Source organism: Granulibacter bethesdensis CGDNIH1 (assembly GCF_000014285.2).
In the GTDB taxonomy this organism is placed as follows: domain Bacteria; phylum Pseudomonadota; class Alphaproteobacteria; order Acetobacterales; family Acetobacteraceae; genus Granulibacter; species Granulibacter bethesdensis.
In genome coordinates this window covers 1,800,761-1,826,547 of record NC_008343.2, presented here as the reverse complement: position 1 = coordinate 1,826,547, position 25,787 = coordinate 1,800,761, and the positions used below count along the sequence as shown (strand labels likewise).

Sequence of the window (25,787 nt, the reverse complement as noted above, 5' to 3'; positions counted from 1 at the left end):
ATTGTGCACATGGGCATGATAGCGGCAGATAAAGACCGTTTTCCTACCCTGCTGCTTTGAAAGCCGTCACAATAAAATGCACCTTTCCTGGGCGCTGGATGTATTTCTGTTCGCGGCGGCTTTTTGTGCCGGAGTGGTCGATACAGTGGCAGGGGGTGGTGGATTGATCTGCGTTCCGGCACTCGGCCTGACGGGTATGGGGACAGTGGCCGTCTTCGGCACCAACAAGCTGCAATCTGTGTTGGGACAGCTTTCTGCCACCCTGAAATTCCGGCGTCAGGGAGGAATGGATTTTTCCCCTCTCCGGCGTGGTTTGCTCTGCACGGTGGTGGGAGCGCTGGCCGGAGCCATGTTGCTGCAAATTGTTTCAGAGGTTTTTCTGAAGCGTTTGGTGCCGTGGATGTTGCTCGGTGTATTTCTGTATTACGTGTTGTCATCCGATCGCAAGGATGTGGCGGGAGAGGCCCGATTGCCGCCTCATCCCTGCAAATTGCAACCTCTGGGTGTCGTGATCGGGTTCTATAACGGTTTTTTCGGTCCCGGCACTGGATCGATCTGGACCGTGGCCCTCAGCCGGACCTATCAACTGCGCATCAATGCGGCCACGATGTATGCAAATCCTCTGAACATGGCAGGCAACATCGCGGCGTTGTCGATTTTGATCAGCAGCAGCGCGGTTGATTACCGGCGCGCCCTGATCATGGGGGCAGGTTCTTTTCTGGGAGCACAGATCGGTGGCAGTGTGGTGATCCACAAAAGCGCCCGTCTGTTGCGGACCGTTTTCATGACGCTGATGCTGGTCTCGATTATCGGCAGCTTTCTCAGAGCCTATGGATAGGCACAGGCTTCCCGGCCATGAGACCGGGAAAATGCATGCTCTGATCAGTAGTTTTCCGGCACGTAAAGTTCTGCCGGCAAGGTACGGCGTTCATAATGCGGATCGAATACCCTTTCCGGCAATGCCACTGGTTCATGTGGCACATCGCCATAGGGGATCAGGGACAGAAGGTGCGAGATACAGTTCAGCCGCGCCCGTTTCTTGTCGTTGCCCTCGACGATATACCAGGGGGCTTCGGGGATGTTTGTGCGTTCGAACATCTCTTCCTTGGCCTTGGTATAGTGTTCCCAGCGCACGCGGGATTGCAGATCCATCGGGGACAGTTTCCACTGCTTCAGCGGATCGTGAATACGCATCATGAAGCGCAGCTGTTGTTCCTGATCGGTGATCGAGAACCAGTATTTCACCACAATGATGCCGGAGCGGACCAGCATACGCTCGAACTCAGGCACGTCGCGGAAGAAATCCTCCACCTGTGATTCGCTGGCGAAGCCCATCACGCGCTCCACGCCGGCGCGATTATACCAGCTGCGATCGAACAGCACGATCTCACCGGCAGCCGGCAGATGGGCGATGTAGCGCTGAAAATACCATTGCGTGCGTTCGCGGTCAGAGGGGGCGGGCAGCGCCACCACACGCGCTACGCGCGGGTTGATGCGCTGAGTAATCCGTTTGATGACGCCGCCCTTGCCCGCGCTGTCGCGACCCTCGAACAGCACCACGACTTTCAGCCCGTTATGGACCACCCAGTCCTGAAGCTTTACCAGCTCCGATTGCAGGCGCAGCAGTTCACGGAAATACAGTCCGCGATCAATGGTGCTTTTGCGGTGCTGGTTCTGCAATGCGCGCAAGGCGGCAGGAAGGCGGCTATCGTCGATTTCCTGTTCCAGTTCTTCATCGAAATCGTCCTCAAGCTCAAGCGCCAGCCAGGATTTTTCGATAGGGCTGGAAAGGTCGTTCATAGCGGTATCCTCACGGGCTTTGGGCAGCACAATTCAGGCAGGATGTAGAAAAATCTGTCTGCCTCGTCCCGTGAAGCATTTGCGACGGTTTTGCCTTGTTCCGGATTGAAGCCGGATCAGCGTCGTTTTTTCTCCGACCTGAACCGCAGCAGCCCCAGCCTGTTGAGCAGCAGGCAGGCTCCCGCGACGGAGCCGAGGATCGCCATGAACGCGATATAGGTGCCGCCGGGGCCGGAGGTCCCCGGCAAACCCGTGGTGTTCATGCCGAAAATACCGGTCACCAGCGTGGGCGGCAGCAGGATGGCGGTCAGCACGGACAGGATCATCAGGCTGTGATTGGTCTCCTCCGCATTGCGGGCGGCAAGCTGATCCTGCGCGATACGGCCCCGTTCCTGCAACGACATGACGTTGCGCTTCAGGCTTTCAAGGCGGGAGGTGACGCGGCTCATATCGTGTCCGGCTTCCCCGATCCATTCCGGGGCGATCTCGGCGATTTCACCATACAGTTCTACGGTGGGCTCCACCCGGCGATACAGCAGCAGCACGGAGCGGCGCAGCCCGGCCAGCTCGTCGCGTGTGACCTCATATCCCTGGAGCAGCCTGTCCTCCATATTGTCCAGTTTCAGGGCCAGCACCTTGGCGGCGCGGCTGATGCCTTCCATGATGGCCCGCATCAGATGATCCCATTGCGCGGCAGTGGTATCCAGTGAGGCCTGACCATAGCCGATCACCGAAGGCGCCCGCAGCGGGTGCCGACGCGCCGTGATCAGCATGGTCGGCGTCATCACCAGATGCAGCACACCCATATAGGCCGGGTCCGGTTCTTCACTGACCTCATGCGCAAAATCCGGAATGGTGCCCCAGAGGGCGTCATCCTCTGTATCGAGATGAGAGGATTCATTGCGATCGCACAGCAGCGCGCAAGCCTGTTCCGGCAGCCCGGGCAAGGCGCGGATGAATTCGGTCACGCGGGTATCCAGCAGATCCAGATGCAGCCAGATCGGTTTTGCCGGCACGCCGGTGGAGAAAATGGCCTCGATCTCGGGCGCGGTAAGCAGCGTGCGCGCCGTCAGATCCCTTGCTGCGAGCAGGCCATAACAAGGCGGCATTCTGGCTGGCTTATCCATGGGGCGTCCTGAACCGGCGGTTTGTCTTGTCATCCCAATGGGTATCCCGATGGGCATCCCAAGCCTGCCTCTTGTGCGAAGGCAGTTTGCACTGTGCTTTTGGGATGGAATACCGGCGTAAGACAAGGCACAGATTTTTGACCATGCCGAGCCGACAAATACTCTGCCGGATGGCCGGTTTCAGGGATATTTTTCCCGGACAGGCAGGTGTCTGCCCTTCATATCAGTCAGTGGCATCCCCCCTTGCTTCCACCGCAGCCGTCGCATCCCTTGCATCCGGTAGAGGAGGGGGAGGCGGCTGGAGAAAGACGCTCGGCCAACGCAGGCATCACCTGCATCCGCCGCAGCAGAGCCGATACAGCCGACCAGAGCGGGGCCATGGCACGGGGGGCAAGCTTCTGCATCCAGAACAGAGCGCAGATCAGGACGGCGATCCCGGCGATGATGGACTGGAGCATGGTGGCCTCCTGGCTGGCTTCAACCGGTGAACAGGCGCGTTATACGATAGGTCAGGAAAGACAGCAGATAAGCCAGTCCGAACAGATATCCGGCGCTGATCCAGACCATCTTCCAGCCCCCCGTTTCCCGTCGGATGACCGCCAGCGTGGAAAAGCACTGCGGCGCATAAACATACCACGCCATCAGAGAGAACGCCGTCGCCATGCTCCATTGCGAGGAGAGCAGCGGCATCAGCTTCTCAGCGGCATGATCCTTGTCGGCCGTAATCGAATAGACGGTGGCGAGCGCACTGACCGCGACTTCCCGTGCGGCGAGGCCGGGAATCAGGGCGATGCAGATCTGCCAGGTGAATCCGATCGGCTCGAACACCAGCAGCATGGCCTGACCAATCTGCCCGGCGAGGCTGTAGTTGATTGCCGGGCCGGTTGCGCCGGGTGGTGGAGAGGGGAAGCTCGACAAGGCCCATAGCAATATGCTGACGGAGACGATGATGGTGCCCACACGACGCAGGAAAATATAGGCGCGCTGCCACAGTTCGATGGCCAGACTACGCAGGCTGGGCAGACGATAGGGGGGCAACTCCAGCAACAGGGGTTGTTCCTCTACCGTGCCACGTTTCAGCACGCGGGCGACCAGCAAAGCGCTGAGGATACCTGCCAGATACAGTGCGAACAGAACCAGTCCCTGCAGATTGAACAGGCCCAGAATCGTATGGGCCGGGATGAAGGCGCCGATCAGCAAGGCATAGACCGGCAGTCTTGCGGAGCAGGTCATCAGCGGCGCGATCAGGATGGTCAGCATCCGGTCCCGCGGGTTCTGAATGGTGCGGGCCGCCATGATCCCCGGCACCGCACAGGCGAAACTGGACAGCAGCGGAATGAAGGAACGCCCGCTCAGCCCGGCTGTCGCCATGAAACGGTCCAGCAGGAATGCGGCGCGGGGCAGATAGCCGGATGCCTCCAGCGTCAGAATCCACAGGAACAGCACCAGAATTTGTGGCAGGAACACGATCACGGTGCCGGCCCCGGCGATCACGCCATCGGAAATCAGGCCGCGCAACGGGCCTTCCGGCAGGGCAGTCCCCGCCACGTCGCCAAGATGGTCCATGGTATCCTGCAGGAAATCCATGATCGGCTTGGCCCAGGAAAACACGGCCTGAAACATCGCGAACATCAGCAGGGTCAGCAGCAGCATCCCCCAGACAGGATGCAGCACCCAGCGATCCAGCCTTTCCTCCAGTGTCGGACGTTCCGGCGCGATGCGGGTGATACAGCGATCCAGCATGGCGCGAACCTCGGCATGCAGATCAGCATTGGTGTTGGTCGGGGGAGGGGGCGGCAGATCCGGCGGCAGCGTATCCAGCAGGCGCAGCAGGTTGTCCGCTCCATTGCGCTGTGTGCCGATGGCGGTGACGACCGGGATTCCCAACGCCTCTGACAGATGGGGAATATCAATATGAAGGCCCTGTTTCTCGACCGCATCCATCATGTTGATGACGGCCACCACCGGACGGCCCAGTTGCCTCACTTCCAGCAGGAAGCGCAGATGCAGGCGCAGATTGGTGGCGGCAATGACACAGAGCAGCAGATCGGGCGGATCTTCCCCCCGATACCGGCCGAGACAGACATCGCGTGTCACGGCCTCATCGGGACTGGCAGCATGCAGGCTGTAGGTGCCGGGCAGATCCAGCACCTGCACGGAGCGCCCGCTTGGCGTGGTCACGCGGCCTGATTTCCGCTCGATGGTCACACCGGCATAGTTGGCGACTTTCTGGCGGCTGCCGGTCAGCCGGTTGAACAGCGCCGTCTTGCCACAGTTTGGATTGCCGACGAGCGCAATGCGCAGCGGGTGTGTTGTCGTTGACATCGGATCCAGTCGTTACAATCGGGAAACTGAAATAACGGACGCATCCGCAAGGTGAAGGCGGGAGGAGATCATTACTCCGCCGCCAGACGTTCTCCCGGATCACTGCGCAGGATGACTCGATCAGCCTCGGCCTGACGCAGGGCAAAGCGGGTAAAGCCGATCTCCACCGCCACCGGATCGCCACCCAGAGGGCCATGCGCGATCATCCGCACCGGTTCACCCGGGACGAAGCCAAGCTCACCCAGACGCCGGGCGATGACGTCATCCGGTCCGAGCGGCTCGATATGGTCGATGACACTGTGGCTGGCAACCGACAGCTGGGTCAGGCGCATGGGTCAGCTCCTTGGCACGGTGGCCATGGGATCCTTCCGCCCCGATCCAGACCGGAGGAGGGTAGAAGTTGAGAATGAGGATTAGTTAAATTCTTGTCTGATGTCCAATGCGCTGCCGGGATGGGTTCCCTGCAAAAAGCCTAAAAAGCATAAAATATATTTTTAATGACAAAAAAGGCGGTGCCCGGCTGGTGCACCGCCTGTTGGTTATTCCGCGAGGGTAAGTTTTTCAGGTCATAAAGCTGTATTGATTGAGGCTGGTGACACCGAGCAGGGTGATGTGGGTATTATCACTGAGCGTCAGGGACAGGCCGGATGCGGTCTGCTGGGCACCGGCGAGGACGGTCTGCACCACGTTATCGCCATATCCCTGCAATTGGATGAAATCTTTCCCGCCCTGGAAATTGCTGATGGTGACATTGCCCCCGGCCTGTCCGTTGGCGAAGAGGAACAGATCGGTGGAGGCGCTGGCCCATGCGTTGCTGGTGCCGCTGCCGAAGCCGACGGCATAGGAACCTGTTTCGCCGACGATATTGGCATTGGCGCTGTTGGTGAAGATGGCGGCATTCTGTCCACCGAACAGGGTGGTGGCGCCCTGATCCATTACCACCAGATCATTGGTGCCGTTGCTGAGGATGGTGCCGCCGCCAATGCCCCCGAACACGGTGTTATTGGCCCCCTGCGTTGCGAGCGTCACGGCACCCGTTTGGCTGCCAAGCAGTATGTTGCCATTCCCGTTGGCGAACACAGCGCTGCCTGCGCCATTGGCGATCAACTGATTACCACCTGTACTGCTGCCGATGATGGTATCGGCGCCGGTGCCGCCGAACACGGTGAGCTTGCCGGCTCCACCATTGACGTTCATGGCTCCGCTGCCACCGATGACGGTGCTGGCTCCGGCAGAACTGACGAAATTCAGCTGGGCGGCATTGTTGAATACCATAGCATTACCGGAGGCCCGCACAGTTGCCGCACCCTGTGTTGCGGTGATGGTGTCGTTGCCCTCCGAGTTGACGATGTTGTTGGCATTGCCGAGCAGAACCGTATTATCGCCATAGCCGGGATTGAAGGTCATGGCGCTGCTGCCACCGACCAGCGTATCATTGCCATCGCCAGTATAAAGTGCCGACAAGGTGGTCGCAGGCGCGATGGAGGCCGAAGTCCCCCCAATGGAAAAGCGCTGCACGGGAATGCTGATGCTGACCGGCAGGCTTACAGCAGAGGCGTTGAAAACCGGGTTTGGCTGCGTGCTGGATAAGGTCAGCCGGGTTGCACTCTGGCTGGCCAAAGTCGGAAAGTCATTCGTGTAGACAATGTCATGGCTGGCAGGCTGCGATCCTGTTACACTCAGTGTCGCACTGGTCAGCGTATCGGGCGTCGTGGGGGTTGAGAAATGGGCATTGTCCCAGATGCTCATTGTCCAGGTGCCTTGCGCATGCTCTCCCTGGAATATGGGCGAGGTCAGCGTGAAACCGCCTTGTTTCCAAGGAACATTCTGCATATCGGCAATGTTCACCAACAGAAACGCGGTGGTGCCGGCTGGCGAGGTCAGACCGAGGCGGAGATTGCCTGAATCCGGCACATTCATGTTCAGATTCAGGCTGATATGCTCAACAGAAATGGCGTTATTGATGGTAAAGCTGATCCGTGTCGGTGCTGTACCCGATGGATCGAGTGCAATATCGACCGGGCTTGCAGGCTGATAGGCAGCGGTCAGTGTCTGCTCGGTTCCGGTGACGCTGCGGCCCCGATAGCTTTCTGCCAGATGCACAGCGGCGCGGGCATCGACCAGACCAAATCCGTAATCGGCGTTGTAGAAACGGCCTCCTCCATTCCAGTCTGCCGAATGCGTCTGGAACCATTTGACGGAGCCTGCATCGGTGATGCGTGCGGATTGGGCAAGAATCTGCTGTACATCACGATAATTCAGGTTGGGATTGGCCTGAAGCATCAGGGCCACGATGCCTGATACAATCGGCGCGGAGGCAGAGGTACCGTTGAAATTATAGACATAATCTCCGGCAGCACCGGCAAGGGTGTTATACCCATCAGAACCGGTGCGATCGGTGGAGACGATGTCTGAACCGGGTGTAGAGGCAGAGGGATTGGTGGCAGAGCCGCCCGGCGCGGTGATCAGCAGGCTGGCGCCAGGCGTGCTATATCTGGCGACGACGCCGGTATTGTCGATGGCACCGACCGCGATCACGTATTGGGAATTCTTGGTGGCGTTCATGATGGCGTTGGAGCCTCTGCCGCGGCTGTCGCCGCTGGACATCACGATCACGGTGCCAAGTCCGTTGCGGCCCTGCTGTGCCAGTGTCTGAAGCCCGGACATGAAGGGCGCGAACGGGGTTCCGACCCCCCAGCTGGCATTGACCACATCCATCCGGTCGTTCAGCGCATGCGTGAAGGCAATCGAGAATTCCTGCGGATTGACCGGATAGGGAACTGTTCCCTCTGCCTCGTGATAGATGCCGAGCGTGGCATCGGGGGCAACTCCCACTCCGCCAATCCCGTTATTTGCGGCGGCGGCAATCAGACCGGCGACGGCAGTGCCATGATTTTCCGCGGCAATGGTCGGGCCACCGCCCGGTTTGTCCTGTGCGGCATCCCACGTAGCGGTCGGGTCGATATTTTGGACCAGATCGGGATGATCGAGCTGGGTTCCGACATCGATGACACCGACACGAACCCCTTTGCCAGTGTAGAGGGACCATAGCGGCGTGACATCAATATCGATCCCGGGTGTGCCCCCTGCCTGTCCGGTATTTTGCAGATACCATTGATACTGAAACAGCGGATCATTCGGCAGGCCGGAAAAAGGCATTGATTAACCTTAGGCTTAAAAAAGAAAAATTATATAATTATATTTGTATTATTTCGCTTTATTCTTCAATGGCAGTATGATGAAAGAATGGTTTTTGGCTGAGAAGCAGTGCACGCTGTGGTTTTCGTGCACTGCTTCTCCTGATGTATTGCTTACTGCCGACGTGAGAAGGACACCGCATAGGCGGCATTCCGCGCGTCGATCAGCGGATCCGCGGAGGCTTCGATCCCGGTTTCCAGATTGCCGGGCAGGAACAGGATGGAGGCCGCCTGTTTGTCAGCATCCTCGGGGATGTTTTTGATGGAGATCGTGCCGAGCTGGACCTGGCGGCGATCTGCGGGGAAGGGCTTTGACCCATCGTCGATCGCGTCGTCTTTTTCAGCCAGAACGGCATAGAGGGCGAATTTGACAGGGCCTTTTTTCAGTCGCGTCGGCAGCTCATCCACCAGAAAATCCGGCTTCTGTTTCTCGGCTTCCTGCTGCGTCAGATGATGGGCGCCGCTGATCGGGGAGATTTTGAATCGGAATGGATGTTTCTTGCCATCGCTATCGGTGAAAATGAAGGTGTTGATACCGTTGTATGTTTCCCTCGCAAAGCTGGACGGGGTTTTGAGGGCGCCGACTGCTCCGGCCACGGTGGGGTGGGTGGCGATGAACTGCTCGGCCGGGGTCGGATGAGGTGCATCCTTGCTCTTCGAAATCGCGGTCAGCAATTGAAGAAATTCTTCCGGCGTGCGGACCGGGAAAAAGGGCAGGGAATTGGTGATCACATCGACATCTGTATGACCCTTGTCGTGAAATCGGATGGCCATGCCGTGCGGATTGGCATTCGGCGAGACGTCGGCGATATGAGGCAGGCCGGTGGCGTCTGAGAAGCGTACGGTGACGGGAATGGTCTTGCCGGCGAAAATGCCTGCCCGGCTGAGCTTTTTCGCATCAGGGCTGGGGGTGAACGTGCCTTCCGCCAGCAGGCCCTTGGCATGATTGGCCCGTTGGCCGGGGGTCTGCTTGCCCCACATGGTATTCATGACATTCACGATCTGCTCCGGCGTGGAGGCTCCATCCTCCGCTATGGCGGGGCCGGTGGAAGACAGGGAGAAAGCAGCCGCAAGCAACAGCCCGGCAGCGGCAGCCCGGATATAAGGCGGTCGAGTATGATGGTGAGACACAGGGTACGACATGGGGGAGGAAACCCTTATGATGGATGGTATCCCGGTTGATCCGGGTGTTTTCGGGGCGGCTGAGGGAAAGAAAAGGCAGCAGATACGACCCTCACAGGCTGAGGATAATCATGCTTTCCCGGTGCTGTCTTGCTCCCTTTCTCCCGCATTGCTGTCAAAGGAAAAGATGAGGGGAGGGGGAGAAGGAGGGCAGGTCTGACCCCATGGCGGTGGACAATCGGTTCGGCTGCGTTTAGGTGCAGCGCCTTCACTTTTTATCATCAGGATACCGTATATCATGCCAGCGATCACCCTGCCCGACGGCTCCGTGCGCCACTATGATGCGCCGGTGACGGGCACTACGATCGCGGCCGATATCGGTCCCGGTCTGGCGCGCGCGGCTCTGGCAATGAAGGTGGACGGCCGGATGATGGACCTGTCCCGCGCCATCGCGGCTGATGCGCAGGTGGTGTTCGTCACTCGTAAGGACGAGGCCGCGCTGGAGATGATCCGCCACGATGCCGCCCATGTGCTGGCGGAGGCGGTGCAGGAGCTGTTCCCCGGCACGCAGGTAACCATCGGCCCGTCGATCGAGAACGGTTTCTACTACGATTTCGCCCGCAACGAGCCGTTCACGCCGGAAGACCTGCCTGCGATCGAAGCGAAAATGCGGGAGATCATCGCCCGCAACGCTCCGTTTGAACGCGAGGTGTGGGACCGTCAGGATGCGATCCGTTTCTTTCAGGACAAGGGTGAAAAATACAAGGCCCAATTGATTCAGGATCTGCCGGATACCGAGACGATCACGGTGTATCGTCAGGGCGAGTGGCTGGATCTGTGTCGTGGCCCGCATATGCGCAGCACCGGGGATATCGGTCCGGCTTTCCGTCTGATGAAGGTGGCGGGTGCGTACTGGCGTGGCGATCACCGCAACGCGATGCTCAGCCGCATCTACGGCACCGCATGGCGCGATCAGAAGGAGCTGGATGCCTATCTGCATCAACTGGAGGAAGCCGAACGTCGCGACCATCGCCGGCTGGGTAAGGAGATGGATCTGTTCCATATCCAGGAAGAGGCCGTCGGCTCCATCTTCTGGCACAAGAAAGGCTGGCGGCTTTATCGGGCGCTGGAAAACTATATGCGCCGCCGTCAGATCGAGGCGGGGTATGAGGAAGTCCGCACGCCGCAACTGGTTGATCGCAGCCTGTGGGAAGACTCGGGCCACTGGGACAAATACCGGGAGCATATGTTCATCGCCACCGTAGAGGATGAGGAAAAGACCCTCGCCCTGAAGCCGATGAACTGCCCGTGCCATGTGCAGATTTTCCGTCACGGTCTGCGCAGCTATAAGGAACTGCCATTGCGGATGGCGGAATTCGGGGCCTGCCATCGTTACGAACCGTCCGGTGCGCTGCACGGGATCATGCGGGTGCGTTCCTTCACACAGGACGACGCGCATATTTTCTGCATGCCGGAGCAGATTGCCAAGGAAACCGCGGATTTCGTGGCGATGCTGGCCTCGGTGTACCGTGACCTCGGCTTCGACAGTTTCCGCGTGAAGTTCGCCGATCGTCCCGAGAGCCGCGCCGGTAAGGATGAAGACTGGGATCGTGCCGAGCACGAGTTGCGTGAAGCCTGCCGTCTGGCCGGGGTGGAATACGAACTGAACCCGGGCGAGGGGGCGTTCTATGGCCCGAAGCTGGAATTCGTACTGCGCGATGCCATCGGGCGGGACTGGCAGTGCGGCACGTTGCAGGTGGATTACGTGCTGCCGGAGCGTCTGAACGCGGAATATGTGGCCGAGGATGGCGCCCGCCGCCGCCCCGTGATGCTGCACCGGGCCATTCTGGGCAGTTTCGAGCGTTTCATCGGCATTCTGATCGAGCAATATGCGGGCCGCTTCCCTCTTTGGCTGGCACCGGTGCCGGTGGTGGTGGCACCGATCGTCTCCGACGCGAACGCGTATGCGATGGAGGTGGTGACGGCCCTGAAACGCGCCGGCGTCACCTGGGCCGAGGCCGATCTGCGCAACGAGAAGATCAATGCCAAGATTCGTGAACACAGCCTGGCCCATGTGCCGGTGATTCTGGTGGTGGGACGGCGTGAAGCCGAACAGCGTCAGGTGGCGCTGCGTCGTCTCGGTTCTCAGGAGCAGCAGGTGATGGCGCTGGACGAGGCAATCTCAGCCCTCGCTACGGAGGCGACGCCGCCCGATCTGCGGCAGTAAGACCAGGTCAGGGAAGCAGTATCGTCGTCCTGATGCAGGGGCTGGGCAGTCATTCCCGTCTTTGCCCTTGATCATCGGCGGGTTGAGGGGCAAATAGAGCCATTGCAAAATCCCGTCTGCTTTCGGTCGCTTTCCAGGCAGCCATGGCGGCGGGGCATTCGTGATAACAGATACAGGAGAGATCCATAGCCAGGCCGCCCTTGCCCGCACCGCCTAATCGCGACGGGCCCCGTGTAAATGAGGAAATCCGCGTTCCGCAGGTCCGCCTCATCGATCAGGATGGAGAGATGCAAGGTGTGATGAGCGCGCGTGACGCGCTGATCCGCGCCTATGCTGTTGGTCTCGATCTGCTGGAAATCAGTCCGAACGCCGAGCCGCCGGTCGTCAAGATCCTCGACTACGGCAAGTTCAAATATGAACAGCAGAAAAAGAAAAACGAGGCCCGCAAGCGCCAGAAAGTCATCGAGATCAAGGAAATCAAGGTCCGTCCCAACATCGATGAAAACGACTACCAGGTGAAGATGCGGGCGATGCGCAGCTTTATCTCGGAAGGCGACAAGGTGAAGGTGACGCTTCGGTTCCGCGGTCGCGAAATGGCGCATCAGGAACTCGGTGCCCGCGTGCTCCAGCGTATCCGTGAGGAGCTGGACGCGGAAACCAAGGTCGAGCAGATGCCGAAAATGGAAAACCGGCAGATGGTTATGGTGCTCGCGCCGCGCTGAGCCATCCGGTTCGACGTGATGTGATGGATGCGTAACGCCCCTGGAAGATTTTCTTCCGGGGGCGTTCTGCGTTGAGGGGATAACTTGTGTCTATCCTTTGCGCCATGCCTTGCGCCGGATCGGGGCTTTGGCAATGATCGCCGTATGACACAGCCTTCTTCTGCTTCCTCATTGGATCGGAGTGCCCGGGAGATTTTCCGCGGTGCGCATTATCTGGCCCGTTTTCTGTCTGCCGATGCGGAGGCGCTGGTACCGGATGGGCCGGTCGTTGTGTTTTTCGAAACCTGGTTGCCACAGCCGGATATGGAGGCCCCCGTCACCGGAGAGACTTTCTTTACGCATCGCGGGCTGGATGTCATCGCCATTAAACCGGCTGCCAATGACTGGTATCAGCAGGATGAGATGACTGAACTGATCGACGCCGTGCTGGCAGAAACGAAGGGGCGACGCCGGGTCGGATATGGCGGCAGCATGGGCGGCTATGCGGCCATCAATTTCGCGGAAAGTCTGGCGCTGGATGATCTGGTGGCGGTGGCCCCCCAATTCTCCATTGATCCGGCGCTGATGCCGCAGGACTGGCGTTGGCGGCGGGAGGCGGAAGGGATTGCTTTTCGTCAGGACCGGATGCGGCTGATCGGTCGGTTGCAGCGCGGTACTATTATTTACGACCCGGATAGCGAGGACCGGCCGCATGTGCGGGCCATCCTGATGTATCATGACCTGACCCCGCTGCCATTGCGGTTCTGCGGGCATCACATGTTCCGCGCGCTTCAGCAGGCGAGGGTGCTGCCGATGCTGGCGATGAATCTCGTGCTGGGCCGATTTGACCGTGCGGCTTTTCGTCGGGCTTTCCGGCAGGGGCGGCGGAAAAGTCCGGTTTTCTGGCTGGAACTGGCGCGTGGTCTTTGTACGAAATGCTGGCTGAAAGCGGCCTCGGCCGCGCTCGATCGGGCCAGAGCACTGGCTCCGGACGATGCCTTCGCGCAGGATGTCGTGGCGGGGGAGATCGCCCGTGCCGGTGGCAACCATCAGGAAGCAGACCGACTGATGCAGCTCTGGCGCAGTCATGAGGATGCCGAACTGGCGGAGGCGGCCCGTTATCGCATGGCGCAATGGGCCTGGTATGACACGCGATCAGCCGAGGAGATAGAATACGAAAGGGCCGCACGGGCGGCCGAGCATCTGCTGGCCGCCCCTCAGGCGATTCCGGATTTCACATGGCCAGTATCACATGGCCAGTAGCGCGTATGGTCGCTTCCTGACCGTCCTGATCTCTGCGTGGTCAGGCTGTTCCGGTAATATTGATTAGCCTGTCTTCATCAGCCGGTGTTGCGATGATATAGGGGCCTCCGGCCAGCACCTGTAATGATAACAGACCAATCGCCCCATCCTGACGTTTCCCAAGCGGCAGCAGCGCATTGCCGTTGGTCCAGCGTTGGCCGGAGCATGCCCCGGTAGAGGCCTCATAGGGAGGGGGATTATGCCATCCCTCCAGCCCTTCGTGCTCCAGATGGGCGTTCAGGGTGTGGGTCATCCCTGAATCATACAGGACTGCTTCGCCGATCAACACACCCAGGTTGCGGCGATCATCCAGAAATGGCCCCGTTACGTCACAGGGACGGGAGGCGTTGGAGAGAATACGCACGGCATTCACCCCGGCAGGAACCATAAACAGCACCCTGCCATTGATTTCCCTTACCTGGCGGAGCATCTGGCCATCTTGTGTCTTGATCTGCAACTGCCGCTCTGTGGTCGTAGAGGGGCGGGCCGGCGGAGCAAATTCGTTGGCGCGGGCCTCAATACGGCGGAACACCGGCTCCACGAGATCGGGTGTCACGGCCAGTTTTGCAGCGGCATCCTCGGCCCAGTTCGATTTCCGGCCTCCGAACAAGGTGACGTTCCCGCTGGTCTGCTCTGTGCTGAGGGGGCTGAACTGTCTGCGATTGCCGGTATCCAGATAGGTTTCTGTCAGAACCCCGTCTGCGGTGATGATCGCATGTTTTTCTGTTTCGATATGATAACATTGATAGGATGTAAAAGAACGATCATAAAAAATCGTACGTCCGTTCACCAGCAGGCGGGCCGGGATGAAATAACCGTCCAGATACAGGCAGTGATCGGGTGTGATCAGCATATCCTTATACGGCACATGATCGCTGACAGCGTCTTTTCTGATCCGCACCGGATATCCGGCCTGGTCAGCGGGCAGATCCTGATTCACATGTGCGGTTGCAACGCCTGACCAGATGACTTTCCGTGCAACAGACTGGCTGTTTTCGAAAGCGAGAATGGTGTGGCCCGGGCAGATGGTTTCGACCGGTTTTTCGCCTTCCGGTGTGCTGATCATGCTGCCGCCCAGGAAGCAGACCAGCGCCAGTATCCCGTTCTGGTTGAGAGAGGTGAAATCACTGGCGGTCAGCCCTGCGGCGAGTGTCACGTGCCTGCACAGGATGGAGGTCTGTCCACCCCATTCCGGCACTTGCTCTATCAGGGAGTAGCTTCCATCCCCGTTGGCTTGAAGATAGATCCGGGAGCCGTGTGTGGACGCGTTGGTCAACATGATGGCATCACGGGTGGTCAGGTTGGTGATCGACGCGAACATATTCGCTTTCGCGCCGTCGTAACTGATCATCACCGTACTGCCGGAAACGCTGCCATCCGCATTATGGCGATCCTGAAAATCCAGCGTGGCCGGCATATAGCTGCCACACTCAATTTCCAGTTGGGCACCCTGAAGCCGGATGGTGGCCTGACCGGAGGAAATGGTTGTCGTCTGTGTGACCAGATGGACGTTATCCAGCACCAGAACTGATCCGCCTTCCAATGTCAGCCGGGCATTGTCATTGTAAAGAGTATGCCCGTCAGAAGTCATCATAACAGTCCCGGAGATCAAAAGACCTTCGATATTATGGTTATTCGAGAGAAAAACGGTGGCTCCATTCTGAAATGCAGCACTTTGATAAGAGCAGGGAGGGCTGCCTCCTTGCCAGTTTTTGCCTGTGTTCCAGTTATTATTGGACAGATCCGATCCGATCCATGCCAGCATAATTTTAAACTTTTAAAAATGAATGGCTGTCTATTAGAAATTTCAAAATTAAAATGATAGTTAATTTTATGGAATATTTTGACTTTGTCAACATTTAAGCTATTGATTAATTATATATAACTGATGTGTTTATTTAAATAGGGGAAATTTTTTTAAAGGTGATGTTGCGTTTGTCTTGTGGTTCAGCCTGTATCCTCGCCGGGGGGTGAACGTGCTTGACATTCTGCCTTCCCGGGCCGCACACCCCATCCTTCTGATGGATCAAGGGTTTGCGTTATGTTCGACACACTTTCGGGCAAGCTCACCGGCGTTTTCGACAAGCTGCGTGGTCGTGGCGCGCTGAACGAAGCCGATGTGGCGGAGGCACTGCGCGAAGTGCGGCTGGCCATGCTGGATGCCGACGTCGCACTGCCGGTGGTGAAAGACTTCATCGCCTCGGTCAGGGAGCGTGCGGCAGGCGCGGAAGTCATCGACAGCGTGGCACCTGGTCAGCAGGTGATGAAGATCGTACATGATGCGCTGATCGAACAGCTGGGTGGTGCCGGGGCAGTGCCGCTGAACCTGAATGCTGTGGCGCCCGTGCCGGTGCTGATGGTTGGTTTGCAAGGCTCTGGCAAGACCACCACCAGCGGCAAGCTGGCGCTGCGTCTGGCGAAAAAGGAACGGCGGCGCGTGTTGCTGGCCAGCCTGGATACCCAGCGTCCGGCAGCCCAGCTTCAGTTGCAGCAGCTTGCGGAGCAGGCCGGGGTTGCCTCCCTGCCGATCATCCAGGGCCAGACCCCGGTGGAGATCGCCCGCCGCGCCATGGAGACAGGACGGCGCGAGGTCTATGACATCGTGATCCTCGACACCGCCGGCCGCCTCGCCATCGACGAGGAGCTGATGGAGGAGGTCAAGGCGATCCGCGCCGAGACCAACCCGTCGGAAACCCTGCTGGTGGTCGATGCCATGACCGGTCAGGACGCGGTCAACACGGCCCGTGCCTTCAATGAGGCGGTGGGCGTGACCGGTATCGTCATGACGCGGATGGATGGCGATGCGCGTGGCGGTGCCGCCCTGTCCATGCGGGCGGTAACCGGCGCACCGATCAAGCTGACCGGCTCTGGCGAGAAGCTGGATGCGCTGGAGGATTTCCATCCGGAGCGTGTGGCGGGCCGTATTCTGGGCCTGGGCGACGTCGCCGGACTGGTCGAAAAGGCCGCCGAGACCATCGACGAGGCCGAGGCCGAGGAAATGGCGATGAAGATGCTCAAGGGGCGCTTCACGCTGGAAGATTACGCCAAACAGCTGAAACAGATTTCCCGGATGGGCAGCCTTTCCTCCATTATGGGGATGTTGCCGGGTCTGGGGAAATTCAAGCAGCAGATTGAGAACGCCAATATTGATACGTCCATCCTGAAGCGTCAGGCAGCGATCATCAGCTCCATGACGGTGAAGGAGCGTCGCAGCCCTGACATCATCAAAGCCAGCCGCAAAAAGCGCATTGCGGCCGGGGCTGGCGTGCAGGTACAGGATGTTAACCGTCTGCTGAAGCAGTTCGATGATATGAGTCAGATGATGAAGCAGTTCAGCAAGCTGGGTCAGAAAGGATTGATGCGCAACGGCATGCAGGCTCTGATGGCCCAGCGGCACCGCCCGCAGTGATGGGCCCGCAGTGATGGGATGGTTCCCATGCGCGGGAGCAGCAGGAGAGGGACATAATGCCTAAAGTGGGCATGCAACCAATCCGTCGCGCCCAGCTGATCCGCGCCACGCTGCAATCAATTGATGAGGTGGGTCTGAGTGATACGACCGTGGCCAGGATAGCCCGGATCGCAGGGGTTTCGACCGGCATCATCGCCCATTATTTTCAGGACAAGGAAGCCTTGCTGGAGGCGGCGATGCGCCAGATTCTGGCGGATCTGTTCGCAGCCATGCGGGCCAGACGAAAAGCGGCTGTGGATGATACGCCGCGTACCCTTCTCCGTGCCATTGTCGAGGGTAATTTTGACGGCACACAGACCAGTACCGCCGCGGCCAAGGCATGGCTGGCTTTCTGGTCATCCTCCATGCATCAGCCGCATCTGCGGCGGTTGCAGCAGATCAATGCATGGTATCTCCATCGTGTGTTGCGGACCCAGTTCCTGCGCGTGCAGACGATGGAGCAGGCGCATCATTCCGCACTGGGACTGGCGGCGCTGATTGACGGATTATGGCTGCGGGCCACTCTTGCCGGGAAAGTTAATGAGGAAAATATTCATGTGGCTTTTGATTATATAGATCAAAAACTTACCACCCGTTTGTGACAAAATGTGTATGGAATGCCAGAATAGGATGGTGCCAGATAAACAGAGTATGGTGTGTCACGCCCATAATCTTGAGCTTAACATCTAACCGGATGCCTGGGCAGCCTTCAGATGCCGACACACCATACGTCATTGTAGTCATTAACATAGCAATAGTATTTTGACTGTGATTAACCCAGAGTCATTATTAGGCGTACTAGTAATAGACGTATAGGATCAAATTCAGCCATCCGATCTTAACTGTAGTTCTATTTAATTCTTGATCAGATGACTGTTTTTTTCATGGAGGAAGCCTCTATGTCAACTTAAAATTTCATAACCAATAAATCAAACCTACTTTTGATTTGGGATCGGGAAAAAGAGCGCATTTTTATTGAATGGACGTTCAAATTAAAGTAAATAGTCTTGTAGAATCAAAGCTTCAACCTCGGCTGAGACGCGTGCAAGGATATCCCGATCATGACCACTCCCTCTCCTTCCCTATCTCCGGTTGCGTTACAGGAAGCTCATGTTCCCGATTCCCTGACGCCGGGATTGTATATTCATGGCCAGGTTGAGGCTGGTACGGGGGAGGTTTTTAGCTCGGTCAATCCGGCAGATGGCAGCATTCTGGCCCACATCGCCGCCGCGCGTGAAGCAGACATTGCCCGCGCCGTGGCCAGTGCGCAGGAAGGACAGCGCATCTGGGCGGCGATGACGGGAATCGAGCGCGGGCGCATCCTGCGCCGGGCGGTCGATATTCTGCGTGCGCGAAACGACGTGCTCGCATTGCTGGAAACGAAAGATACCGGCAAGCCATTCAGCGAAACCAGCACCGTGGACATCATGACCGGTGCGGATGTGCTGGAATATTACGCCGGGCTGGCACAGGCGATCGAGGGTGAGCAGATACCGCTCAACGCGACCCAATTTGCTTACACAAGGCGGGAGCCGCTGGGCGTGGTGGCCGGGATCGGAGCATGGAACTACCCGGTGCAGATCGCGCTGTGGAAATCGGCTCCGGCCCTGGCGGCGGGCAATGCGATGATCTTCAAGCCCAGCGAGGTCACGCCGTTGACGGTGATCGAACTGGCGAAAATCTATACCGAGGCCGGGCTGCCGGATGGCGTGTTCAACGTGGTGCAGGGCCGCGGTGATGTCGGGGCGATGCTGACGGCGCATCCGGTGATCGAGAAAATCTCCTTCACTGGCGGGGTGGAGACTGGAAAGAAGGTCATGGCGCTGGCCGGATCGTCTTCGCTCAAGGAAGTGACGATGGAGCTGGGCGGCAAATCCCCGCTGCTGGTGTTCGAGGATGCCGATCTGGACCGGGCCGCCGATATTGCGGTGATGGCGAATTTCTATTCTTCCGGTCAGGTCTGCACCAACGGCACCCGCGTTTTCGTGCAGGAGAGCGTGTTGGCCGCCTTCCGGGAGAAGTTGCTGGCACGCGTCGCAAAGATCCGTCCTGGCCATCCGGAAGACCCGGCAACGGTGTTCGGCCCGCTGGCGAGCTTCCCGCATCGTGACAAGGTGCTGTCCTGCATTGCGCGTGGTGTAGCGGAAGGCGCAACCCTGCTGGCGGGGGGAGGAGCCCCGCAGGAGGCGGAATTCTCCCGCGGGGCCTACGTGTTGCCCACCGTGTTCGGAGATTGCCGGGACGACATGTCCATCGTGCGGGAGGAGATTTTCGGCCCGGTGCTGAGCCTGCTGTCTTTCCGCGATGAGGAGGAGGTGATTACCCGCGCCAACGCCACCGAATACGGTCTGGCGGCCGGTGTGGTGACGGAATCGCTCAGCCGGGCGCATCGCGTCATTCACCGGCTGGAGGCGGGCATCTGCTGGATCAACACATGGGGCGGCTCCCCGGCCGAGATGCCGGTCGGCGGTTATAAACAATCCGGCGTCGGGCGGGAGAACGGGCTGATGACGCTGGGCCATTATACCCGCATCAAATCGGTGCTGGTTGAACTCGGCGGTTTCCAGTCTGTTTTTTGAAAAGGGCAGGACAGCGCGATGAGCAATTTGCAGGAATACGATTACATCGTGATCGGCGCAGGCTCGGCGGGCAATGTGCTGGCCACCCGCCTGACCGAGGATGCCGGAACGCGCGTTCTGCTGCTGGAGGCAGGCGGCCCGGATTACCGCTTCGACTTCCGTACCCAGATGCCGGCGGCGCTGGCCTATCCGCTGCAGGGGCGCCGCTATAACTGGGCGTTCGAGACGGAGCCGGAGCCGTTCATGAATAACCGCCGCATGGAATGCGGGCGTGGCAAGGGACTGGGTGGTTCCTCACTGATCAACGGCATGTGCTATATTCGCGGCAACGCGATGGATTACGATGGCTGGGCGGAACGGGACGGGCTGGAGGAATGGAGCTACGCTCATTGCCTGCCCTATTTCCGCAAGGCCGAGACGCGGGATATCGGCCCCAATGACTATCATGGCGGCGATGGCCCGGTATCCGTCATCACATCGAAGCTCGGCAGACCGGGCGGCGGAGCAAACCCGCTGTTCGAGGCAATGGTGGAAGCCGGCGTGCAGGCGGGCTATCCGCGCACTGATGATCTGAACGGCTATCAGCAGGAAGGTTTCGGACCGATGGATCGCACGGTCACGAAACAGGGCCGCCGTGCCTCCACGGCGCGGGGTTATCTGGATCAGGCGCGGAAGCGGAAGAATCTGACCATCCTGACCCATGCGTTGACCGACCGCATCCTGTTCGCAGGCAAGCGCGCCATCGGGGTAGCGTTCCTGCATGGCGGAGAAAGCAAAATCGCTTATGCAAGGCAGGAGGTTCTGCTGTGTGGCGGCGCGATTGCGTCTCCGGCGATTTTGCAACGCTCGGGTGTTGGTCCGGCTTCCGTGCTGAAGGCGCTCGATATTGCACCGGTGCAGATTATGGAAGGTGTCGGCAGCAATCTTCAGGATCATCTGGAGATGTACATGCAGTATGAGTGTCTGGAGCCTGTCTCACTCTATCCTGCGCTGCTGTGGTGGAATCAGCCGAAGATCGGCGCGGAGTGGATGTTTCTCGGCAAGGGCCTCGGCGCAAGCAATCATTTCGAGGCAGGCGGCTTCATCCGCTCGCATGATGATTTCGCGTGGCCGAACATCCAGTATCACTTTCTGCCGGTCGCGATCAGCTATAACGGCACCAATGCGGTGCAGATGCACGGGTTTCAGGCTCATGTCGGCTCAATGCGCTCGCCCAGCCGCGGCCGTGTGCAGATCGTATCGCGCGATCCGGAAGTCTATCCGAGCATCCTGTTCAACTACATGTCGCATGAGCAGGACTGGCGCGAATTCCGCGCTGCCATCCGCATCACGCGGGAGATCATGGCCCAGCCTGCGCTGGATCAATATCGTGGCCGCGAACTCAGCCCGGGTGTGGAGTTGACGAGCGATGCCGATCTGGACGCCTTCGTGCGCAGCCATGCGGAGACGGCGTATCATCCGTCCTGTTCCTGCAAAATGGGCACGGATGATGCGGCGGTGGTGGATGCGGAGGGCCGCGTGCATGGGCTGGAGGGGCTGCGCGTGGTTGATGCTTCGATCATGCCGCTGATCACGACCGGCAATCTGAATGCTCCGACGATCATGATGGCGGAAAAAATCGCCGACCGTATTCGCGGCCGTGCGCCCCTGCCGCCTTCCGACGCGCCATATTACCGTGCAGATGGTGCGCCCGTACGGGGAACATGTGCGCGGAGAGCCTTTGGGCATGATGTAAACGTCTCCTGACCGAATATCCTGCTCAGCCGAAGCCAGTTTGGATGAGGTGTTGACCGGAGCAATCGCCAATACAGAAAGGGGCGTTGGAAATACCCAGCCTCCTTGGCTGACTTAAGATAAAACCCTGCCGGTTTTCGGCAGGGTTTTATTGTTTTGACGGGTTACCGAGGCCTGCGTCCGTGGCTCTGCCCGGGATAGAAACTGTCACCTTGCGCATGTTCTCCCCCATAATCGAGACATGAAGAGCGTAATTGTGAGCCAACCGATCTGAAGGACAGTTCATTTCAGATATAAATTAATGTTTTTTTGTTATAAATTATCTGAAATTGAAAAAAACTGGCCGAAATCAACCATTGTGTCTATTTTCCTAGAGTGAGATAGCAGTTTTGAGATTCGCGCGTTCCATAACATTAAAAATGTTACAAAATACGTAACATTTTGGGGATCACATGAGTCAATAAAGTTTCCAAAGACTTCAGTCTGTGTCGACGGTTTTTATTCTAAATCAAGGATTTCCAATGGCTGACATTACTGTTGCTGCGGGTGTTACTTCCACCGGGCTGAATGTGAACGGAGACCCTGGCAGTGCGACGGTGGATGTTCTGGGGACTATCAGTAATACTTCGGCTCATGGACAGAATGGCAGAGTCGATATCATAATTTCCAGTGGTGGTTCTGCTGTATCGACGACACTGACTCCGGGACCAAATTTCACTAGGCAGCTGATTATCTCTGGCGGTATGCGACTGGAACCGTTCTTAGCGCGGGGATAGAAGTAGTTTACGGTGGTATCGCAAGAGGCACGACGGTTGGTTCTGGCGGTCAGCAGTATATTATGTCTGGCAGTGCGATCAGCGCGATTGTCAGTTCTGGTGGTCAGCAGCTTGTATCTTCTGGCGGTATCGCGAGCGGCACTGTTGTCAGTGCTGGCGGCTCTGCGGTTATTTACGCTAGCGGTAGTGCGATCAGCGCGATTGTCAGTTCCGGCGGTAAGCAGAATATTTTGTCCGGTGGCAGCGCGACCAATGCGACGCTCCTTTCTGGCGGCACGCAGTTTGTATCGGGCGGCGGCATCGTCAGCGGGACTGTGTTCAGTGCTGGTGGTCAACAGGTTCTGCTGAGTGGTGCGTCCACGACCGGGACATCCATTCAGGTTGCTGCATCGCAGACTGTTTCGTCTGGCGCGACAGCGACGGGAACGATCCTCGCTTCTGGCGGTGAGCAGTTTGTATCGTCTGGCGGCACTGCGATCAGCACGGTGGTCAGTTCTGGCGGCACGCAGCTTGTGTCGTCTGGCGCTGCCGCGAGCGGCACGCTGCTCAGCTCTGGCGGTTGGCAGTATGCTGTGTCCGGTGGTGTCGCGAGCGGCACGGTGGTCAGTTCTGGTGGTCAGCAGGCTGTTGTGTCCGGTGGTGTGGCGAGCGGCACGATGGTCAGTTCTGGTGGTGTGCAGGTTGTTGAATCTAGCGGTGTTGCGAGCGGCACGGTGGTCAGTTCTGGCGGTAAGCAGAATGTTTTGTCCGGTGGCAGCGCAACAAATGTGACGCTCGTCTCTGGCGGCACGCAGTTTGTGTCGGCAGGTGGTATCGTCAGCGGGACTGTGTTCAGTGCTGGTGGTCAACAGGTTCTTCTGAGCGGTGCGTCCACGACCGGAACTTCCATTCAGGTGGCTGCGTCGCAGACTGTTTCCTTTGGCGCGACAGCGACTGGAACAATCCTCACCTCTGATGGCACGCAGCTTGTGTTGTCTGGCGGCACCGCGATCAGCACTGTTGTCAGTTCCGGCGGTGTTCAGACCGTTTCGTCTGGGGGTGCCGCGAGCGGCACGGTGGTCAGTCTGGGCGGTAATATGGTCCTGCTGAGCGGCGGTGTGGTGCAGTCTGCCGTTTTGTCGGGTGGTAACCTGACTGTTTCTTCCGGCGCCAGCGTATCCGGTGTCGATATCGAGAATCAGGCCAGCGACCTGATCGTTTCTTCCGGTGGCTCTGCGCTTGGCACGCTGCTGAACAATGGCAGGATGCTTGTGCAGGCTGGTGCATCGGTATCGGGCACCCGGATGACTACCAATGGTGATTTGTATCTGAGCGGCGGCACGGCAAGCGGCACGGTGCTGATCGGCGGCAATGAATTGATCAGCAGCGGCGGTATCGCCTCCGGGACGGTAGTGTCGGGTGGAAGCGAGAGTGTGTATTCGGGCGGTATCGCGATTGGAACTGTGGTCAGCTCCGGCAGCCAGTTCGTGGATGCGGGCGGTGTGGCGAGTGGTACCTCGTTGCTGGGAACACTTCAGACCTTGAGCGGCCTGGCATATAATGCACACGTGACCGGTAGCGGTGCGTTGCAAAGCATCCAGTCCGGCGGCGTTGCCAGCGGGACGGTTGTGACCTCCGGTGGCGGGCAGTTGATCCAGGCTGGCGGTGTTGCGGTGAATGACGTGATTGCCGGTAGCGGGACAATCACTGTCAGTAGTGGTGGTGTGCTCAGTGGTTCCCTGACTTTCTCGGGCGTTGGCAGCGGAACGCTTGTCATCGGTGACAACGGCGCTGTCGTCTCTGGTGTTGTGATCAGCGGTTTCCAGAGTGACGATCAGGTTGATCTGAGCAGTCTGGGCTATGACAGCCAGGGCTATGTGACACAGGGCAGCAACAATATCAGCGTTGTGACGGGGAATGGCAGCTACAGCCTGAATTTTGCGAATGACGGGCCGTCCAATCGGATATTCCTTGCGAAGCAGGGTGCGAATGGTTCCACTGTGCTTTATGCAACGGGCGGTATTCTGCCGGCACAGAGCGTGTCTCTTGTTGGCACGGCCTCCAGCATGACGGCTGCTTTCGGCTTTGATGCCGGTTACAGCGGGAGCTATACGAATCTTGGTGCTGGTGAAGTCAGCACGGATGGCAAGACCTACAGCGTGACGGGTACATCCACCGACGTATCGACGGCGTTGCACAACCTTGTCTTCCAGCCGAGCGGTGGCAGTTCTCCGACAACGGTCAAGCTGGTGCTTTCAAACGAGGCGGCTCCGGTTGTATTGCAGCTGAACACGACGCTGAACCAGTATCTTGCTGGTGGCTCGAAGGCGGATACGATCATTGGCGGTGCTGGGCATGATACTCTGGCCAGCGGTTCCGGCGGTGGTGTGCTGCAGGCTGTTGGCAGCGGTGATCTGCTGATCGGTGGCAAAGGCTCGACGACGTTCTATGATGGTGCTGGTTCCACGACGATCTTCGGTGGCCGTGGTCATGATACGATCCATGCGACTGCCGGTCATGACCTGATCCTGACAGGCCAGGGAGGTTCGACCGTTACACTGAGCGGTCAGGGCAATTCTCTTTGGAGCTATGGGGCTGATAATGTCGCGGTCTTTGCCGGTGCGAACACGGTGATTGGTGCGGGTGGTTCGAACGCGACGATCTCTGGCGGGTCTTCGGGTGTGATGTTCATTGGCGCTGGCGGTGTCAGCACCATTCTGGGTGGCGATGGTGCCTCGACGCTGTTCGGCACGGCTGGCAACCTGACCTACGCGGCCGGAACTGGCGGCGGGTTTATCGTGACGGGCGCCGGCAGCACGGCCAATCTGTTCGGGAGTGCGGCTGGTGGTCTTCAGGCTTTCGGCCAGAAGGGTGCGACGCTGTTCTACACGGGTGGCGGCGGTGCCGACACGATCCAGGGCGGTAATGGCAGCATCGTGGTGAATAACGGGATCAACGGCACGTATTTTGGTGGAACTGCGGGTTCGAACCAGATCTCTGTTGCCGGACACAGCCTTGTGTTCGGTGGTGGGAATGGAGACGTTCTGACCGCGACTGGGACGGGGAATGTGTTGCAGGCCGGCGGCGGCAACACGACGCTGAATGGGGGCGGTGCTGATGGCACTGTGATGTTCGCTGGGACCGGCAATGATATGATGATCGGCAGCACGAATGGGAGTGCGGTTGATATTTTTGCCTTTGCCAATGGTCAAGGTGGAGGCTCCGACACGATCAGCGGGTTTACGGCGGGTGTTGATCGCCTGATCCTGAACGGGTTCTCCGGTGCTCAGGCGGATGCTTCCTACGCGACGCAGAGCGTGGATGGGTCCGGCAACATGCATTTCACGCTGACGGATAACACGCAGATCACGCTGACGGGCGTGACCGCACTCAGCCGGAGCCAGTTCGGATAAGGCTAGCCTGAAACGATTAGTGGGTAGCAGAGGGAAAACGGAAGAAGTCCGTTTCCC

The 25,787-nt window shown here is 58.6% G+C and carries 18 protein-coding genes; 10 read left to right on the top strand and 8 right to left on the bottom strand.

Translation table 11 applies throughout. From position 1 onward, the window contains the following. Nucleotides 1–76: 76 nt before the first annotated feature. Nucleotides 77–838, top strand: coding sequence for a sulfite exporter TauE/SafE family protein (locus GBCGDNIH1_RS20630; RefSeq protein ID WP_011632325.1), 762 nt, complete (start codon nt 77–79; stop codon nt 836–838). Nucleotides 839–882: 44 nt separating this feature from the next. On the opposite strand, the gene ppk2 is transcribed toward GBCGDNIH1_RS20630, so the two are convergent. The 7 genes from ppk2 to GBCGDNIH1_RS20595 all read right to left on the bottom strand — a co-directional run bounded on the left by ppk2 (nt 883) and on the right by GBCGDNIH1_RS20595 (nt 9,592). Further along, nucleotides 883–1,800: a polyphosphate kinase 2 gene (gene ppk2, locus GBCGDNIH1_RS20625; RefSeq protein WP_025287029.1), complete on the bottom strand. Its 918-nt coding sequence runs from the start codon at nt 1,798–1,800 to the stop codon at nt 883–885. A gap of 116 nt (nt 1,801–1,916) precedes the next feature. Then, entirely contained in the window at nt 1,917–2,927 is a 1,011-nt protein-coding gene (locus GBCGDNIH1_RS20620; protein ID WP_011632323.1) for a transporter, read from the bottom strand. A 227-nt stretch (nt 2,928–3,154) separates the two neighbouring features. Further along, entirely contained in the window at nt 3,155–3,385 is a 231-nt protein-coding gene (locus tag GBCGDNIH1_RS20615) for a DUF6587 family protein (protein ID WP_043452940.1), read from the bottom strand. A 19-nt stretch (nt 3,386–3,404) separates the two neighbouring features. Continuing rightward, nucleotides 3,405–5,252 (bottom strand): ferrous iron transport protein B, encoded by a 1,848-nt coding sequence (gene feoB / locus GBCGDNIH1_RS20610; protein ID WP_011632321.1) that lies wholly within the window; start codon nt 5,250–5,252, stop codon nt 3,405–3,407. 71 nt (nt 5,253–5,323) lie between these two features. Continuing rightward, nucleotides 5,324–5,584, bottom strand: a complete 261-nt coding sequence (locus tag GBCGDNIH1_RS20605) for a FeoA family protein (RefSeq protein ID WP_011632320.1) — start codon at nt 5,582–5,584, stop codon at nt 5,324–5,326. 229 nt (nt 5,585–5,813) lie between these two features. Next, a complete protein-coding gene (locus tag GBCGDNIH1_RS20600) occupies nt 5,814–8,411 on the bottom strand; it encodes a S8 family serine peptidase (RefSeq protein WP_011632319.1) in 2,598 nt (865 codons plus the stop codon). 152 nt (nt 8,412–8,563) lie between these two features. Next, on the bottom strand, nt 8,564–9,592 hold the full coding sequence (locus GBCGDNIH1_RS20595) for a catalase family peroxidase (protein WP_011632318.1): 1,029 nt from the start codon (nt 9,590–9,592) through the stop codon (nt 8,564–8,566). A gap of 277 nt (nt 9,593–9,869) precedes the next feature. On the opposite strand from GBCGDNIH1_RS20595, the gene thrS reads away from it, so the two are divergent. The 3 genes from thrS to GBCGDNIH1_RS20575 all read left to right on the top strand — a co-directional run bounded on the left by thrS (nt 9,870) and on the right by GBCGDNIH1_RS20575 (nt 13,762). Continuing rightward, a complete protein-coding gene (gene thrS / locus GBCGDNIH1_RS20585; protein WP_011632316.1) occupies nt 9,870–11,798 on the top strand; it encodes a threonine--tRNA ligase in 1,929 nt (642 codons plus the stop codon). A 200-nt stretch (nt 11,799–11,998) separates the two neighbouring features. Then, nucleotides 11,999–12,520, top strand: a complete 522-nt coding sequence (gene infC / locus GBCGDNIH1_RS20580) for a translation initiation factor IF-3 (RefSeq protein ID WP_011632315.1) — start codon at nt 11,999–12,001, stop codon at nt 12,518–12,520. A gap of 144 nt (nt 12,521–12,664) precedes the next feature. Beyond that, nucleotides 12,665–13,762: an alpha/beta hydrolase gene (locus tag GBCGDNIH1_RS20575; protein WP_050748449.1), complete on the top strand. Its 1,098-nt coding sequence runs from the start codon at nt 12,665–12,667 to the stop codon at nt 13,760–13,762. A 40-nt stretch (nt 13,763–13,802) separates the two neighbouring features. Here GBCGDNIH1_RS20575 and GBCGDNIH1_RS20570 read toward each other — a convergent pair whose 3' ends face one another. Further along, nucleotides 13,803–15,395, bottom strand: coding sequence for a Hint domain-containing protein (locus GBCGDNIH1_RS20570; protein WP_157692016.1), 1,593 nt, complete (start codon nt 15,393–15,395; stop codon nt 13,803–13,805). A gap of 447 nt (nt 15,396–15,842) precedes the next feature. Between GBCGDNIH1_RS20570 and ffh the strand changes: the two genes are divergently transcribed. The 6 genes from ffh to GBCGDNIH1_RS20545 all read left to right on the top strand — a co-directional run bounded on the left by ffh (nt 15,843) and on the right by GBCGDNIH1_RS20545 (nt 25,730). Further along, nucleotides 15,843–17,210 carry a signal recognition particle protein gene (gene ffh, locus GBCGDNIH1_RS20565; RefSeq protein ID WP_011632312.1) on the top strand — a complete coding sequence of 456 codons (1,368 nt, stop codon included), beginning with the start codon at nt 15,843–15,845 and terminating at the stop codon, nt 17,208–17,210. Nucleotides 17,211–17,266: 56 nt separating this feature from the next. Beyond that, nucleotides 17,267–17,851, top strand: coding sequence for a transcriptional regulator BetI (betI, locus tag GBCGDNIH1_RS20560; RefSeq protein WP_011632311.1), 585 nt, complete (start codon nt 17,267–17,269; stop codon nt 17,849–17,851). A 459-nt stretch (nt 17,852–18,310) separates the two neighbouring features. Continuing rightward, nucleotides 18,311–19,828 carry a betaine-aldehyde dehydrogenase gene (gene betB, locus GBCGDNIH1_RS20555; RefSeq protein ID WP_011632310.1) on the top strand — a complete coding sequence of 506 codons (1,518 nt, stop codon included), beginning with the start codon at nt 18,311–18,313 and terminating at the stop codon, nt 19,826–19,828. Nucleotides 19,829–19,846: 18 nt separating this feature from the next. Beyond that, a complete protein-coding gene (gene betA / locus GBCGDNIH1_RS20550; protein ID WP_011632309.1) occupies nt 19,847–21,574 on the top strand; it encodes a choline dehydrogenase in 1,728 nt (575 codons plus the stop codon). A gap of 509 nt (nt 21,575–22,083) precedes the next feature. Continuing rightward, a complete protein-coding gene (locus GBCGDNIH1_RS24855) occupies nt 22,084–22,338 on the top strand; it encodes a hypothetical protein (RefSeq protein WP_011632308.1) in 255 nt (84 codons plus the stop codon). Between the two features lie 62 nt (nt 22,339–22,400). Then, nucleotides 22,401–25,730, top strand: a complete 3,330-nt coding sequence (locus GBCGDNIH1_RS20545) for an AIDA repeat-containing protein (protein WP_011632307.1) — start codon at nt 22,401–22,403, stop codon at nt 25,728–25,730. Nucleotides 25,731–25,787: the final 57 nt, after the last annotated feature.